The organism is Dehalococcoidia bacterium (assembly GCA_041653995.1).
Taxonomy (GTDB): Bacteria; Chloroflexota; Dehalococcoidia; order GIF9; family UBA5629; genus CAIMUM01.
In genome coordinates this window covers 1-14,499 of record JBAZEK010000005.1, presented here as the reverse complement: position 1 = coordinate 14,499, position 14,499 = coordinate 1, and the positions used below count along the sequence as shown (strand labels likewise).

The following is a 14,499-nucleotide window of genomic DNA, read 5'->3' as shown; positions in this document are numbered from 1 at the left end:
ATTTATTTACATTTTTTACATTTGCCAGCTATCCACCACACTGCAAATGTGATTATCCAAATTATTATTATGGCCACTATTGAAGGTATTACATTTGCACAATTACTGTCAGATTTTACGATATACAAAATTGCTCCTGAGGTGATAATAATGGATGCATCAAAAATAAGAACCGTCCCCCATCTTTTTTTATTGTCGGTAGTATCAGTTATAAGAGGTATGCCTAAACTTAGTAGTGTGATACCAATGCCTGTCATAGATAAGAACAGAGCGAGATCGCTTGTAACCATTTCCCTTACCTCCCTTACGAATAATCCGCACGGATTATACTACTCGATTGTGGATGTGTAAATGAAAATCAGCATCACTGAGCCTGCTAAGCCGCGGCTCACATTGTTGTTCAGCCGCCTTTCGTCAGGAGTCTCGTAATGGCGTGGCTTGAAGGCTGGCTCAATCGCCGGGAGATCACCATAGACAACGCCTATGTTGACGCAGCTCTCTCCAATTTCCCTGTCATCGTCAGGATGCAGAATCTCGCCGTCAACGGGAATTTTGAATCCGGTGTAACGTCCTGGTCGCCCTCCAACTGCACCGCTACCCGCGTTGGCCACATGAAGAAGGTCGGCTCTTACTGCCTGAAGCTCACCGCCTCCGCTGCCGGCGGTTACGCTTACCAGCAGTGCGGCGGCACCATCTATCCGGAATTTGCCGGCAAAGTTTATTCCGTCTCCGCCTGGGTATGGGCTGACACCCCTAATACCGCGCGTGTCGGCATACATCCCACTTCCACCGGTTATTATTCCGCTTATCATCCCGGCGACTCAACCTGGCGCCTGTTGACTGCTTCCTGCACTGTGCCTTCATCCCCCACCCGCCTTTTAGCCACTCTGTGGATTAATGTAAACGGAACTTCCGCTTATTTCGACGGGGTGTTTGTTCATGAAGGCATCCCTTTGGATCCCTGGCATTTTTTCTCCCGCTCGCTCAGCACCGGCTATGATACCCGCTTCACTTCATCGGATGGTACTACCTTGCTAAAGTTCGAACGTGCCCGTTGGGATTCCGTAAACGGCATCGCAGAGTTTTACGTCAAAGTACCCTCCGTGTCAGCCTCCGCTCCCACTAAGATTTATCTGTACTATAACAATCCCTACGCTGTTAATAATGCCGATCCCACTAATGTTTGGGATGCAAATTATAAGGCCGTCTGGCACATGGCCGATGCCACCACCTCCACCATCGCCGATAGCACTGTTAATGCCCGCACGGGCGCCAAGAAAGCTGCCAATGAGCCTCTCCAGGCTAATCATCGCTTCGGCCTCGGTCAGAATAACGACGGCGTCGACGATTATATCGCCACCTCCGGGACCGGCCAGTCCGGGTCCTTCACCATCAGCGGCTGGCTTAACAAGCAGGGCGTCTCCGGCACAACTCCCGGCTACGGCACTTTCATCGGGTCAGCCTCCGCCAACAGGCTGCTTATTCCCGATGGCGGCGCTGATTTGTTGGCGCAAATGGGCGCAGGCAATCACAATGCAGGCTTGGCCTTTCCTTTGCTCGCCTGGGTGCATGTTGCTTATGTTTACAACAGCTCCACCACCACTGCGCAGTGGTTTGTTAACGGCGTGGCGGGAGCGACCAAAGTGGGCGCGATTTCCCTGGCCGCCTTCCGCATCGGTCATTATGGGACAGCCGCTTATATGTGGAACGGTTTTATCGATGAGGTCCGCCTTTCAAACACCAACCGCTCCGCCGCATGGATAAAGGCGGATTACTACGCCTCGGAGGGCGGCCTCCTTTCCATTGGCGCTGTGCAGTATCCCGATCAGCACCTTATACTCGAGGCTTCGTATTTCGCTTCCTCTCAGGAGATCAACCGCGTGTTCATCGCCGGTGAGGACCGCTCCGGCAGTCCGGTCAGCGGAACGGCCAAACTGGACGCGGAGATCTCCCTGGTCGGCGAGCGCCTCGAGATGCGGCATAACCCCGCGGCCTATTCTGCTGCTGTGTCCGGCGCCGTGGCCACCGCCATGCTGTCCAGGAACCGCCTCGATCAGCGGCGGGCGGAGTTGCTTATCCCGCCGCATTGCGGACTGGAACTGTGGGACGTGCTGGCCGTCTATGACCCTGTCGCCAACCAGGAAACCTTCTACCGCGTCGCGGGCTATCAGCTTGAGTATGACACTTTCAAAGGAGCCTATTTCCACCGCCTCCAGCTCTGCGCGGTTTGAGTGAGGATATTGATGAAACGTAAATACGCCCCTCTGTTTGTTATGCCCCCCGCGCCCCGCTTACCCGCGCCGTTTACCCGGTGCCCTGTGTGCGGCGGCACCACCACCATGGGCGATCACTATGTTAACGGTGTCCGGCGTATCTGTTTATTATGCTATTCGTGCGACACCCGCTGGGATCTTCAGGGCGTTCTTATTCATCACGGTGCCGTTGTCCGTTTGCCCCTCGTCCATAATCTCACTCTTACTGACGCTGACGCTGAATACAATCCCGCCGTTGTGCGCACCCGCAAAGGATGAAAAATGTTGGGGCGTTGCTTTAGCTGCGCCCGTGTAGGAGATGTTAATATGAAAGACTTTTTTATCTGGTTCTGTGTAGTCTTTATCGCCGTATCTGCCTGTATCGTCAGTTATCGTTGCGGCTTCGATGCCGGCCAGGCTGCTTGCCCGGTAAAATACGCCGTCTGCGAGAACGGCACTTGCGTTTTAACTGAAACACCGCCGCTAAGGTATCTATCCCCATATCCTTAAACCCTGTGTTCCAGTTTCACGGATTTAGACAAGAAAATTAGTTGTACAAGTCGTATACTAAGTGTAATTAAATATCTGCCTCTTATTTAAATTGGATTATTTACATGATCTCCAATGAGAGGGTAATCCCGATATCCTACATATCTGTGGCTTTCTGTGTTCTGTTGTATATTTACCAGGATGACCACAATATTGATGGCATTTTTCACAGACATATAAACGAGTTTTAGGGTTGTTATTTCCACGTCCCCGCGTATGATGTGCCTGTATCTTAAAGTGAAGTTGCCCACAACATTTACATTGCATCGGCTTGTATTCTGGTTCAGGGAATGGTTTGCGAGTAATATTAGGACACGTTCTTTTTGTGTGTGACCTTCCACCACAAACACTACAAGCCATTTATGACCTCCCTATGCGTTGTTTCCCTAAGCGCTACTTGATTTTAGTGTAGGAAATATTCTACTTAAGTACCAGGGTTTATATGCTGGGCGAAGGCCAAACTCAACCAAGTTATTTTGTAGGATGCGAGTGTTTGTCAGTCCGTTACCGCGGCATTATTCCCCATTTATCAAATATTTCATTGCCTTTTGTATTATCTTCAATCGCTTCTGCTGTCTTACCAATTCTTGAATATGCTTCTGCTCGATTATAATACACACTGTAGTCATATTCTGAGTTTTTCTCTATGGCTATGGTGAAATCAGCTACTGCTTTGTCGAATTGTTCCATGAAATAATAGGCTACTCCACGGTTGTTATAAAGGACATAATCGTTCTCGTATAGCTCAATCGCTCTAGTAAAATCGTCAACTGCTTCGTTGTATTGATGTAGTTTTATATAAGTACTGCCACGATTTTTATAATATATGGCATTCCTTGGATCGATTTCAAGCGCCTTACTGAAATCCGCAAAAGCTTGCTCGAAATTATCATTAGTAAAATAAACCATACCACGCATATTGTATGCCTCGGCATATTGCGGGTCTATCTCAATGGCTTTAGTATAATCTCCCAGGCTTAAATAAGCTCGCGCATTCTTTGGGTCAAGCTTTATTGTGTTGGCGTCTACCCCAAGTCCGTATGCCGCAGCAAGTTTCGGATCCAAATCTAGTGCCTTCCGAAAATCTGTACCTATAGTAGAATCCGGGTAGTTAAGGCTAGGTCTTGTGCTTAGGTGCCCAATATATCTTGATGCTATTGCAGACATTAGGCTCATAGGGCCTGTATATTGAGTGCCTATTTCAAACTCAATTTGTAATGCTGGAGCCATGATCTTATACCCACGATCCGTTATTGTTGTATCTAAATCACGTTTTTTAATTTGGGCAAGGTAGCGATTGATATATCCTTGCGCATTATTAGGTTCTATTTCAATCGCCTTTGTATAATCAGCGATGGCTTTATCGAATTTCATAGAATTATAATATAGCAACCCACGGCTATTGTAAGCCTCTGCATATTGCGGGTTTATCTCAATTGCTTTGGTGCAATCGGCCATCGCTTTGTCGTACTCAAGCTGTTTATTGTAGGTTAGACCCCGTTTGTTATATGCCTCAGCAAGCTTCTGCTTTAACTCCGTTATGATACCCTTAGTATCAAGGTCAATCGCTTTCGTATAATCAGCGATGGCTTCATTAAATTTATTCACATTATAATAGGCAATTCCACGGCTATAATAATTCTTGGCATCTTTAGGGTCTAATTCTGTGACTTTAGAGTAATCCGCAATTGCCTTATGGTATTCGCCCTTTATTCCAAAGGTGTCACCACGTTGGCTATATGCCATGAGAAACTTCGGGTCGAGTTCAATCGCTTTAGTGTAATCCGCTATTGCATTGTCATATTCGCCTTTATGGACAAATGCAATACCACGGTTGCTATAAGCCGGTGCATATTTGGGGTCCTGCCCCATTCCTGCAGTATATTCAGCAATAGCTTTGTCCCATTGCTTCTGTTCAAGGTAACTGTTGCCCTTGACTACATATTCTTTTGCAGGACTTGCGCAGCCCAAAACCAACATTATGGTCGCTAATAGAATACCAATAATCGACTTTGTCATTTGAATATTCCGCATATGCGCCTCCTAATTAAAGTACCCAATTTCGCTTCAAATGCTTAACCTCATTTTCCCAATCCATGGCTCACGGCCACGGCAACATCTTTGTACTTAAGCGCAGCTCTTTTATTCCCGCCAGGCTTGCTTTGAGCTGCCTTTTCTGCGCCCCGGTCAGCCTGGAAAGTACCTGCGTCGTGCCTCTCAGCTCCATGGCTTTTTTAAGAGCTTTTTCGACTTTGGCGGTCAGTGTTATGCGGATTTCGTTTAGGTCTGTTTTATATGCCATGTTTTCCTTTCCGCTTTGCATTGTACTGTTTGGCTGATTTCGCTGGCTGTATGTCTCGTTTCTGTGGTGTCTAATTACTATTATTTCTCAATTCATCGCTATCGCTGCCATGCTGCTTGCAATTTGATAATTTATTCTCATATTTCTCTAACCTTCTCGTGCCAAATATAAGGCAGGTTAAACTTGTTATGCTATAAACTATAACAATAACCGCCGCATTATTTTCATTGGTATTATTTAATGATGAAAGCGTCCAAATTGTAAATGCAACGACTCCCATTAAATAGATGAATCCAATTGTCATTAAAGTCACACCCTTCTTCTTCGTATTCCATGACCAAAATATGCTGCCTATAACAGCATATGTGCTTAACAGCAATGCAAAACCTTTAGCAAAATCTCCTTTTCCCATATCAGAAATCAACCCGGCAATGAATTGGAATGGATATAGAAAAATCCCCGCAATAGACATGAAAGCAGTTTGTACACCAGAAGCAATATCTCCCGTCCCCATCTCTTGGAGAAACTTTATGATTGTTATTACAACTGTAATTGGGAATTTTGTGCAATCAAATATACGCCAAAATATCCATATAATAAATTCGAGTATAGTCGTGGGGGCAATTACTAATATGACTACGGCAAAGATCACGAATAGTATTGCAACGCTACTCCAGAATATATTATTGAATGCCCATTCTATTATTAGGCGTTTCATCTCATCTTTCTCCCCTATTCGTCTGTATTCTTGGGTTATATTATGATTGATTTTGCAGCACATATATTTTTCTGCGGTCCTGCTCCTCCCACATCAATCCCCTTTTGTACTTTACGGCCAAAGGAGCTCCTTAGGGCTAAGATGGAGCTCTTTCTTTCCAGCTTCTTTAAGTATACTCAACGTCTTGGCGAGCTGCCTTTGCTGCTCCCCGGTCAGCCCGGAAAGTACATGCATCGTGCCTTTCAGCTCCATGGCTTTTTTAAGAGCTTTTTCGCCCTTGGCGGTCAGTGTTATGCGGATCTGGTTGCTGCGCTTCATGTTCTTGGTCCTGTCGATCAGGCCGTGCCCTTCCATTCGCTTGAGTATGCCGGATACGGAGTGCGCCTCGCGCAGCATCATCCTTCCAATTTTGGCGGGTGTTATATCCTTGCCCATGGCGTTCACCAGGAAGAGTATGTCCGCGGCTGTAGCCGACAGTTTCTGTGGCAGCAGTTCCCGCTCCCGCACCTTAACCAGTATGTCCGCAACCTGCGTTATCTGCGCGACAAGGGTGTAATCCTTATCCGCCTTGATTTTCTGTGCCAAACTTCACCTCCGCACGCCCTCGTTTTTGATGTTATTTGACGTGGTTTGCTCTCGTTTTATGCGGTAAGGGTATATCATATCCGTACAGATGTCAATGCTTTGCTGATACGCTCAGTTTCCTAATGCTTTTAATGCAGCCTGCCGGTATTGTCATCCGGCCCAGCACCTGGGTGTCGGTGATCGCCAGCGCTATTGTTGTGTAATCGCTGTTATCCTCGATTATGAACCCTGCCGCGCGGCATTCGCCCGGCAGCATCGGCTCAATCTCATCGAGGTATTCCCACCTCTCCATGCCCTTGCTGTCGAGCCATTCTATTAGGACAATATCCTTTTCCATGATTTTTCGCCTCAGCCTCATGCTATCCCCGCAGTATCGGCTGGTTCTACTGGTTTATGTCGCTTCTTACAGCCGCGTTCTGTTTGAATAACCCTTGACCGCCGCGATGAAATCGGTGCCGGCATCCACCCCCTTATATATATATGATATGAATGATGATATGACTGGATGTTAAAAGGTTCGTGGGGGGTCAAGATGGGCGTATCCTTAAGAGTGCAATTCTGCTATTGTCACGCGCCTGGCAAACAAGGCAAAGCGATAACCCCGGCCGTATCTATCGCCCTGTATTATCCCGCCCCGTACTCCTGAATGTTGCAGGCCGCCGAGCGTTGCGCCTCCCCTCCCCGCCCCAGTCCGCCGTCATCGCCTCCATCGGACCGCGGAGCGTTGCGGGTAACCCCCTCCAGCGTTCAGCGGAGCGCCGCGCCGCAAACCCCCTCGGAGCGTTGCGGATCCCCGTCCGCGTCGGCCGCTGGAGCTTCGCCCGTGGCCTCCCCTCCTCCGCCCCGGAGCTGCGCGAAGGCCGTCCCCCGGAGCGTTGCGGTTTCCCCGCGGCGGCGAGCCGCAGAGCCTGGCGGGTCCGCCCGGGTGCGCGGCCTTCCCCATGCCCCGCCCCGCCCGCCCGCGTGTCCGGCGCCGCGCCCGTTACGGCATCCCGCCCCGGCCCCTTGCCGGCCTCACCGCCGCCCGGCCGGACTACGGCCCCGGTGCCCTCGCCCCGCCCCGGAGCGTTGCGGAGCGTGCCGTGCATCCCGTCCATTATCCTGCGCCCGCAGCTGAGCGGAGAGCGGCCTGCTTCGCCTGTCCCGCCGTCCCCGCTTATCCCGGCGCTCCCGCTATTCCCCCGCGGAGCGGCGCCCCCGCTGCCGTCATACCCGTTTCCTTGCGGGCGTCGCGCGCTTATCATATTCTTTTTTTCCCTGGTGAAAAACGGTTTCCGGCTTTCAACTGCGCAGCCTCGTTATGCCGTCCTGTTTTGATCACGTTCCAGGAGCGCGGGGAGAGCGGGGACCGCTCTTTATCTGCCCCGCCCCCGGTGCACGGGCTGCTTAATACAGCGGGCAGCGTGCCCTTGCCTGAAATGCACTTTGCAGCCGGCTCCGCTGTGGGGGTCGCCCCGGCGTCAGGACACCGGCGGGTAATGAGAGGCCGGCAGTCCGCGCCTGGGCGCAAGGCATAGCTCCGCCGGTGCAAACAGCATTTCATGGGGCGGTTTTCATAGATCAACAGCGGAAAGCACGCGCCTTACCTGAAATCCACTTTGCCGCGGCTCCGCCAGGGTTTCCGCGGCTTCAGGGCACCAGCAGGTAATTAGGAGCTGGCAGCCCGTGGCCGCGTCAATAGGAGCTCCGCCGGCGGCAAAGAGCATTTCATGGGGCGGTTTCCAGCTTGTACTCGCTTCCTCCGCTCGCCTCCGCTTGCAAAGGTATACCTGCAAATTACGGTAAAGCTTCCATCGGTATACCCTTGCAACTCCGGCTCGCTCCGTATAGCTCGGACATCTTTTCATGCGTGCTATCCCCTGTTTCCTTATCGTGCCCCCGCCCGTATATGGGCGCCCTGCGCGGGTGATGTTCGGGCGCAGTGGCGATGGTAAAGCTACGGGGTACGCCCCCCACCCCCCTCTTTTTTTTCTCTTTCCCCGCCCCGCCCCATCTCCGCCTCGCCCTCTCCCGTCCTCTTCGTTCGTCTCGCTTCCTTATCCCGCCGTCCGTCCCGCTCGTTTCTGTACTTTCTTTGATCATGCGGCGGCAAAGAAAGTACCAAAGAACACCGCCGGGACGGTGGAGCGTCTGAGCCTTACTTTTTTCCGTACGAAATTATATCCCGGCCGCCTCGTTGCGCAAGGGGCGGGGGCTGAAGCCTAAAAATAAAAAAAGTCTCATTTATCCTGTCGCCGTTCGTCCTTTACCGCTCGTCCGGTGACTTTTTTTATTTTTACCCCTTGCGCACGCGTGCCGGCGGCTGGCCGGGGATACGGCTCCGCTAAGAAAAAAGTAAAGGTAAAAAATAAAAAGTTATTTGGAGGTGATTAGGATGAAGCTCAAAGGCATGTGCGGCAGGTCCAAACCGTGCAAACAGCTGTGCGCGCGGTCCAGCCGTTGCACCCTGGGCTTGATCCGCAGGCGTCAGTTGCTGCAGGCGCTCAGGTCGAGGCGCTTGCAGCTTAATAAACAGGGGAGGTTGTTTTAATGCCTCATATCAAGGTAGTCAGGCCGGGCGCGGCGTTTGACCGGTCGGATGCCGAGGGCAGGTACTGGGAGAGCGACATAGTCGACGTCCCTCTCTATCTGCTCTATGGCTGGTTGGGCGATTACTCCGCGGTTGAACGTGATATCGCCTGGGATGAGTTCTTTTCCCGCCGGCTGGAGGAGGTCGTCTGTGCTTGACCTTAACAGCACCATCCATCACTCGCACATCATGGTCGGCAGCTCCGATGTCGAGATTGCGCCGGTGTTTACCGACTCGGTCAAAATCACCGTCCGGCGCGATTTCCACTGCGTCACCATTTACCTGGACTGCGCCACCCTTGAGCGCGTCTTCCAGGCGTGGACGCCCGTCGTTGCTGAGCCGCTCCCTTTTTAATCCCGCCGCCTGCCGGTGGGCGTTATCACCGGCGCGAATAAACGCAAGGAGAATTGTATGTCGAACAACGGTTCCCGCTTCCACATCGAGGTCACTAACATCAAGGCCGAGGACGAGATGTCCGTCCGCTTCAACATCTTCGGCGATACCTTCGCCCAGGTCACCGCGGATCTGGAAAAGGTAATAGCTTACGTCACCGGCTCTGCCCCTCTGCTGTCAAAATCCCCGCGGCCTGTCGTCAACGGGGCTGCCGGCGCGGCAGTGCTTCCCCCTGCGCCCAAACCGCCTCCGCCGCCCGCTAAGGTCGGCGCCTGCGTCAATTGCGGCAGCGATGCCCTCGAATGGGTCACAGGCACCCGCAAGGATAACGGCAAGCCGTTCGCCGCTTACAAGTGCCAGGAGTGCGGCAAGTGGCAGCCGGAGGCCAGATGACAACACCCTGCAATTGCACCTGCCCGAGCTGCCTGCACTATATCCAGTTCGAGGCCGGCAAAGGTTTTCCCCTGCATACCTGTTCCGTCTGCGGCCACCGGTTCACCGCCTGGGACGTGTTCTCTTCCATCACCCCGGCCGTGGCGCAGCGGATCACCCTGGTGCTCGAGCCCTTCGATTGCCTCGAAAATCCCAAACGCCACCGCCACCCGGACTGGATAGAGCAGGAGGAGGAGATGATGCTTCGCGATCTTGATCACGGCCCCTGGCGCCGCATCTGATGGAAAGGAAACGGGCGGCCTGGTCACCCGCCCCCTCCTTCCGTTCGCCTACCAACTACAATCCACCGTCTGCCTCTTCCTCAACCCGTATAACCGCCACGCCGTCCTTAAGTCCTCCTCCACCCGTCCCTAAACCCTATTTGTTTCTTCAAATCAAATGCCCGGCTGCGGCCCGCCTGGCCGCCCTCCACCCCGTCCCCGGGCCCGTTTCCGCAATCAAACCCCAGCCCATCTCTCGCTCCGTCCGAGCCGCCCCCCGATTTGTTTCTCAAAATAAAAAAACAATTCAACAACCCCTCCCCCCTTTCTCCCAGGTTAAATATTCAAATATCGACATTGTTCGTTTTGGCTTGTGGTGAAGTCTTGTTGTATCGTCAGTTGAGCGTCGTATATGGGGTTTTCCAGATAAATATCTGTCTGTGAGATTTCATTACATGTCTACAAAAAGGGGCTTTCCTAGATCTATCATTAAAATACAGTTTCAGGATACTAACGAAGCGGAACGTTTAGTTCTTGTATCATAACTTGAATGTCGCCGTCCGCCTAGCCATAGTGTAGATACTATTTGTTAGTATCAATGCTATTCTATTCTTATTTATAATGGAAACCCGGGTTATAACCGTATTCAATGATAGATATTGACAAAAGAACATATCCGATATAATCTCTTGGTGATATTACCCCGCTATTATAATAAGTGGAATTATTACGCAATTGGTTCGAAGTGGTAGAAATAAATCGAGTGATCCTGCCAAGTTGAGAGAAGCCTACAGAACCTCACGCGGAATCATGTACCTCGGGACTGCCGAGGAAATCTTAACTTCTCCAATTGGAGATGCTTATAAAAGCAAGGTACAGTTGATACTCACCTCGCCACCATTTCCGCTTAATCGCAAGAAAGCTTATGGCAACCTTACTGGTCAAGCATATATCGATTGGCTTTCCAGCACAGCGCAGATATTTAAAGATTTGTTGACACCAGATGGCTCGTTGGTTATTGAGCTTGGCAATGCATGGGAAAAAGGAAAACCTACAATGTCCACGTTGCCACTGCGTGCTTTACTTTCATTCTTGGATCGCGGTGACTTCTATCTTTGTGAGCAATTTATATATTACAATCAGGCGCGCCTGCCGACCCCTGCTCAATGGGTCAACATCGAACGTGTCAGAGTAAAGGACGCTTATACGCATCTTTGGTGGATGTCGCCTTCTAGTAGACCTAAAGCGGATAATCGAAAAATATTGAAAAAGTACAGCGCGGCGATGTTAAATCTGTTAGAGAAGCAAGAGTATAATGCAGGCAAGAGACCTTCTGAGCATCACGTGGGAATGCAATCATTCCTACATGATAATAACGGATCGATTCCCTCTAATGTTTTGATTTTTGCAAATACAAGCGCTACTGATCCATATCAGCGGTACTGCCGCAACAAGAGTCTCAAACCACACCCAGCGCGGATGGCCTATGGGGTTGCTGAATTTTTTATTAAATTCTTAACGGAGCCTGGTGATATTGTCCTTGATCCCTTTGCTGGTAGCAATACAACTGGTGCAGCAGCTGATAAATTGGGCCGCCATTGGATATCATGTGAGCCATTGGTAGATTACATAGAGGGTTCGAAAGGTCGATTTTCTAATAATATATTAAAGGTTCAACGTAATGTCCGGTGAACCATCTAAGTGGAACCTCTCACTGAAACCACGTCAATGGCAACTTTCGGCGCTTAAGTTATGGACGGCTCAAATGAGGGGAATTGTCCGTGTGGTGACTGGTGGAGGAAAGACTGTTCTCGCTGAATTGTGTATGAAGCATTTTTTAGAAAATTATCCAGATGGGCGTATTAACATAATTGTGCCAACGATCGCGCTTCTTGATCAATGGTATGTGAGCCTCATAGAAGACCTTGGAATAGCTACGCACGAGATAGCATGTTATTCGGGTGACAGCCATCCCGCAACACCAGGTACAGTAAATATATTCGTACTGAATACAGCACGTGTAGCGGCACCATCTATTGCTGCTTTATATAATTGCCTACTTATTGTTGATGAGTGCCATCACGCTGCCACCACGGCAAACTCAAAAGCGCTGCATGGTAACTACGGTGCAACTCTTGGACTATCAGCCACCCCAGAACGTGAATATGACCACGGACTGGAGTCTATGCTAATACCGCGATTAGGAAAAGTAATATTCGACTATGATTATATACAAGCTCGTCATGACGGTGTCATTGTCCAATTTGATCTAATCAATGTATCAGCGGAATTGTTACCAGATGAACGTGCACAGTACGACAGGCTCAGTAAACTAATCGCAAAAGCTGCACATATTATGGCTAATACAAGTGAACACCAAAAACGTGAGCATATGAAGCGTTTGTTACAAAAGCGCGCAGCGGTCGCTTGTACAGCAGTGGCTCGTATTCCCGTGACATTGCGTCTGCTTGAGGAGCATAGGGGGCAGCGTGCTTTGGTCTTCCATGAGCGCATTGACATGGCTGAGACCATATGTAGGTTATTAATCGAGCGACACTATTCTGCAGCATTGTATCATTCCCGTATGAACCCCGTGATACGTAGGGATAATCTTCGGCTATATAGACGCGGGCTATTCGATGTTTTAGTTACATGCAGAGCATTGGATGAAGGTATGAATGTCCCCGAGACTACTGTGGCAATTGTTTCGAGCTCCACCGCAAGTTTTCGTCAAAGAGTCCAGCGACTCGGCCGTGTGTTAAGACCAGCACTGGGGAAGGAGAAGGCTACGATATACACGATATATACAACTAAAGTTGAAGAAGAGCGACTTAGAAATGAGGAATTAAATATCTCTGAGGCTGCTTCAATACAATGGAAACGGAGCTCATTTCATTTTAATGGCACGCATACTGTTTAATGATGTATGGTACGAAGCAATATCTTCGTCATCATTATATGAGGACGAGTTTGAACAAATTGTTCTTGGACGCGCTCATATACTGTATCCTGGGTATTTTGCAGTACCGTTTAAAAAATTAGTGCAATCAGACACGGATTCAACGATACCAGACATGGCATTGATTGACCTTCAATATCGGATATGGTGGATAATAGAGGTTGAAATGGCGCATCATTCGCTGCAACAGCACATAATACCTCAGGTGCAAACACTCTCAAAGGCAAAATACGGTGAGGAGGAAGCGGATTTTCTTGCAGCAAAGAATACTCTACTCGATCGACATAGACTACTTGATATGGTGAAGGGAGTACAACCTCGTGTACTTATCATAGTAAACAGCAGCATTCCTGGTTGGAAAGAGGCACTGAGCAAATACGATGCCCTTTTGCAGATTGTTGAAGTTTTTAGATCAGAGACTAATCATCATATTGTAAGGGTAAATGGTGAAAATCCAACTACTGTGGAGGAGAACCTAGTCTCGATATGTCATGCTGATCGTAATATGCCACGGCTTCTTGTAGTATCGTCTCCAGCAGGTTTAGATATCTCTGCCGGACAAAAATGTGAGATTGAATACGAAGGGGGCATTACTGAATGGGAACGCATCGATGCAAAGACTAGTGTATGGCTAAGTCCACTTAAACGTAGTCCTTTAAATTCATCCGATGATTATAGGATAGTTCGAGATGAGACTGGTGCTCTTCATTTTAAGACAGTCCGCAAAAGGAGGATATGATGGCTATCCAGCTGATATTGGGCCTAGAGGTGATTCAATCCTATAAACGCCTCTCCTACACTCCATGGCATGCTATAGCTGAGCTTGTTGATAACTCGACGCAGTCCTATTTCGATCATAAAACAATACTTGACGAGGCATATTCCAAAAACAAGGAATCTCTGGAAGTATCTATAGTTTATGATAGAGAAAATGGTGGTTTATTAAGGGTAGCTGATAATGCTTTAGGCATGTCATACGAAGAACTGGATAATGCATTGCACGTTGGAGCGAAGCCCCTAAACTGCAACGGGAGATCACAATATGGCATGGGACTAAAGACTGCTGCCTGTTGGCTCGGAAATTCTTGGAATATCCGCACAAAGAAACTGGGGGAAACAGTAGAATATAAAGTGGCGGTGGATGTAGATGCGGTATCAAGAGGAGAGAACATCCTACCATATGAGCACGTTGAGAACCGTCCAAAGGAAAAGCACTACACCATAGTAGAAATTACAAATCATAATCGAGTCTTTCACGGCCGGACAATCGGAAAGATTAGAGATTTCCTTGGTTCGATGTATAGGCAAGATTTAAGGAATAAACTGCTTGTACTAAACTGGAATGGTGCCGAGTTGAAATGGGAAGATGCCGATGATCAGTTTTTACAGGCGGCAGATGGTACCCGCTACAAGAAAGACTTTGCTTTTTCTGTGGGCGGTAAGCATGTTACCGGTTGGGTTGGAGTACTGGCTAGTGGCAGCCGTGCAAAAGCGGGATTTTCTATTATGCACGCTTATC

Annotated in this window: 18 protein-coding genes; 11 read left to right on the top strand and 7 right to left on the bottom strand. The window is 49.4% G+C overall.

Features of this window, described 5'->3' with window-relative positions; all coding sequences use genetic code 11:
- Nucleotides 1-2: 2 nt before the first annotated feature.
- Nucleotides 3-290 carry a hypothetical protein gene (locus WC359_11885; protein ID MFA5401137.1) on the bottom strand — a complete coding sequence of 96 codons (288 nt, stop codon included), beginning with the start codon at nt 288-290 and terminating at the stop codon, nt 3-5.
- A gap of 138 nt (nt 291-428) precedes the next feature.
- Between WC359_11885 and WC359_11880 the strand changes: the two genes are divergently transcribed.
- Both WC359_11880 and WC359_11875 read left to right on the top strand, forming a co-directional pair.
- The gene (locus WC359_11880) at nt 429-2,231 is read left to right on the top strand and encodes a DUF2341 domain-containing protein (protein ID MFA5401136.1); all 1,803 of its coding nucleotides are present in this window, start codon (nt 429-431) and stop codon (nt 2,229-2,231) included.
- A 348-nt stretch (nt 2,232-2,579) separates the two neighbouring features.
- On the top strand, nt 2,580-2,762 hold the full coding sequence (locus tag WC359_11875) for a hypothetical protein (protein MFA5401135.1): 183 nt from the start codon (nt 2,580-2,582) through the stop codon (nt 2,760-2,762).
- Nucleotides 2,763-3,305: 543 nt separating this feature from the next.
- Here the strand turns inward: WC359_11875 and WC359_11870 are convergent.
- The 5 genes from WC359_11870 to WC359_11850 all read right to left on the bottom strand — a co-directional run bounded on the left by WC359_11870 (nt 3,306) and on the right by WC359_11850 (nt 6,743).
- Complete coding sequence (locus WC359_11870; protein MFA5401134.1) at nt 3,306-4,835, bottom strand: tetratricopeptide repeat protein; 1,530 nt, start codon at nt 4,833-4,835, stop codon at nt 3,306-3,308.
- 67 nt (nt 4,836-4,902) lie between these two features.
- Complete coding sequence (locus WC359_11865; protein MFA5401133.1) at nt 4,903-5,103, bottom strand: hypothetical protein; 201 nt, start codon at nt 5,101-5,103, stop codon at nt 4,903-4,905.
- A gap of 70 nt (nt 5,104-5,173) precedes the next feature.
- Nucleotides 5,174-5,821 carry a hypothetical protein gene (locus WC359_11860; protein ID MFA5401132.1) on the bottom strand — a complete coding sequence of 216 codons (648 nt, stop codon included), beginning with the start codon at nt 5,819-5,821 and terminating at the stop codon, nt 5,174-5,176.
- A 111-nt stretch (nt 5,822-5,932) separates the two neighbouring features.
- Nucleotides 5,933-6,406, bottom strand: coding sequence for a MarR family transcriptional regulator (locus WC359_11855; protein ID MFA5401131.1), 474 nt, complete (start codon nt 6,404-6,406; stop codon nt 5,933-5,935).
- Between the two features lie 91 nt (nt 6,407-6,497).
- A complete protein-coding gene (locus WC359_11850) occupies nt 6,498-6,743 on the bottom strand; it encodes a hypothetical protein (protein ID MFA5401130.1) in 246 nt (81 codons plus the stop codon).
- A gap of 538 nt (nt 6,744-7,281) precedes the next feature.
- Here WC359_11850 and WC359_11845 point away from each other — a divergent pair.
- On the top strand, nt 7,282-7,923 hold the full coding sequence (locus WC359_11845; GenBank protein MFA5401129.1) for a hypothetical protein: 642 nt from the start codon (nt 7,282-7,284) through the stop codon (nt 7,921-7,923).
- Between the two features lie 259 nt (nt 7,924-8,182).
- On the opposite strand, the gene WC359_11840 is transcribed toward WC359_11845, so the two are convergent.
- Nucleotides 8,183-8,488 (bottom strand): hypothetical protein, encoded by a 306-nt coding sequence (locus WC359_11840; GenBank protein MFA5401128.1) that lies wholly within the window; start codon nt 8,486-8,488, stop codon nt 8,183-8,185.
- Nucleotides 8,489-8,935: 447 nt separating this feature from the next.
- Between WC359_11840 and WC359_11835 the strand changes: the two genes are divergently transcribed.
- From WC359_11835 to WC359_11800, 8 genes are all read left to right on the top strand, one after another.
- Entirely contained in the window at nt 8,936-9,133 is a 198-nt protein-coding gene (locus tag WC359_11835; GenBank protein MFA5401127.1) for a hypothetical protein, read from the top strand.
- A complete protein-coding gene (locus tag WC359_11830; GenBank protein MFA5401126.1) occupies nt 9,126-9,329 on the top strand; it encodes a hypothetical protein in 204 nt (67 codons plus the stop codon). The genes WC359_11835 and WC359_11830 overlap by 8 nt, the downstream gene beginning before the upstream one ends.
- 57 nt (nt 9,330-9,386) lie before the next feature.
- Nucleotides 9,387-9,761, top strand: coding sequence for a hypothetical protein (locus WC359_11825; protein ID MFA5401125.1), 375 nt, complete (start codon nt 9,387-9,389; stop codon nt 9,759-9,761).
- Nucleotides 9,758-10,042 carry a hypothetical protein gene (locus WC359_11820; protein MFA5401124.1) on the top strand — a complete coding sequence of 95 codons (285 nt, stop codon included), beginning with the start codon at nt 9,758-9,760 and terminating at the stop codon, nt 10,040-10,042. The genes WC359_11825 and WC359_11820 overlap by 4 nt, the downstream gene beginning before the upstream one ends.
- Before the next feature lie 789 nt (nt 10,043-10,831).
- Nucleotides 10,832-11,713, top strand: coding sequence for a site-specific DNA-methyltransferase (locus tag WC359_11815; protein ID MFA5401123.1), 882 nt, complete (start codon nt 10,832-10,834; stop codon nt 11,711-11,713).
- A complete protein-coding gene (locus tag WC359_11810; GenBank protein MFA5401122.1) occupies nt 11,703-12,941 on the top strand; it encodes a DEAD/DEAH box helicase in 1,239 nt (412 codons plus the stop codon). The genes WC359_11815 and WC359_11810 overlap by 11 nt, the downstream gene beginning before the upstream one ends.
- On the top strand, nt 12,922-13,719 hold the full coding sequence (locus WC359_11805; GenBank protein ID MFA5401121.1) for a hypothetical protein: 798 nt from the start codon (nt 12,922-12,924) through the stop codon (nt 13,717-13,719). The genes WC359_11810 and WC359_11805 overlap by 20 nt, the downstream gene beginning before the upstream one ends.
- Nucleotides 13,719-14,499 (top strand): ATP-binding protein (locus tag WC359_11800; GenBank protein ID MFA5401120.1); only part of this gene is annotated, 781 nt, incomplete at its 3' end. The genes WC359_11805 and WC359_11800, both read left to right, overlap by 1 nt.

What these genes read in the sequence shown, in the direction of transcription:
- WC359_11865 (MFA5401133.1), bottom strand. Translation starts at nt 5,103, where the DNA reads ATGGCATATAAAACAGACCTAAACGAAATCCGCATAACACTGACCGCC.
- WC359_11870 (MFA5401134.1), bottom strand. Translation starts at nt 4,835, where the DNA reads ATGCGGAATATTCAAATGACAAAGTCGATTATTGGTATTCTATTAGCG.
- WC359_11835 (MFA5401127.1), top strand. Translation starts at nt 8,936, where the DNA reads ATGCCTCATATCAAGGTAGTCAGGCCGGGCGCGGCGTTTGACCGGTCG.
- WC359_11885 (MFA5401137.1), bottom strand. Translation starts at nt 290, where the DNA reads ATGGTTACAAGCGATCTCGCTCTGTTCTTATCTATGACAGGCATTGGT.
- WC359_11860 (MFA5401132.1), bottom strand. Translation starts at nt 5,821, where the DNA reads ATGAAACGCCTAATAATAGAATGGGCATTCAATAATATATTCTGGAGT.
- WC359_11820 (MFA5401124.1), top strand. Translation starts at nt 9,758, where the DNA reads ATGACAACACCCTGCAATTGCACCTGCCCGAGCTGCCTGCACTATATC.
- WC359_11850 (MFA5401130.1), bottom strand. Translation starts at nt 6,743, where the DNA reads ATGGAAAAGGATATTGTCCTAATAGAATGGCTCGACAGCAAGGGCATG.
- WC359_11810 (MFA5401122.1), top strand. Translation starts at nt 11,703, where the DNA reads ATGTCCGGTGAACCATCTAAGTGGAACCTCTCACTGAAACCACGTCAA.
- WC359_11815 (MFA5401123.1), top strand. Translation starts at nt 10,832, where the DNA reads ATGTACCTCGGGACTGCCGAGGAAATCTTAACTTCTCCAATTGGAGAT.
- WC359_11805 (MFA5401121.1), top strand. Translation starts at nt 12,922, where the DNA reads ATGGCACGCATACTGTTTAATGATGTATGGTACGAAGCAATATCTTCG.
- WC359_11880 (MFA5401136.1), top strand. Translation starts at nt 429, where the DNA reads ATGGCGTGGCTTGAAGGCTGGCTCAATCGCCGGGAGATCACCATAGAC.
- WC359_11840 (MFA5401128.1), bottom strand. Translation starts at nt 8,488, where the DNA reads ATGATCAAAGAAAGTACAGAAACGAGCGGGACGGACGGCGGGATAAGG.
- WC359_11875 (MFA5401135.1), top strand. Translation starts at nt 2,580, where the DNA reads ATGAAAGACTTTTTTATCTGGTTCTGTGTAGTCTTTATCGCCGTATCT.
- WC359_11825 (MFA5401125.1), top strand. Translation starts at nt 9,387, where the DNA reads ATGTCGAACAACGGTTCCCGCTTCCACATCGAGGTCACTAACATCAAG.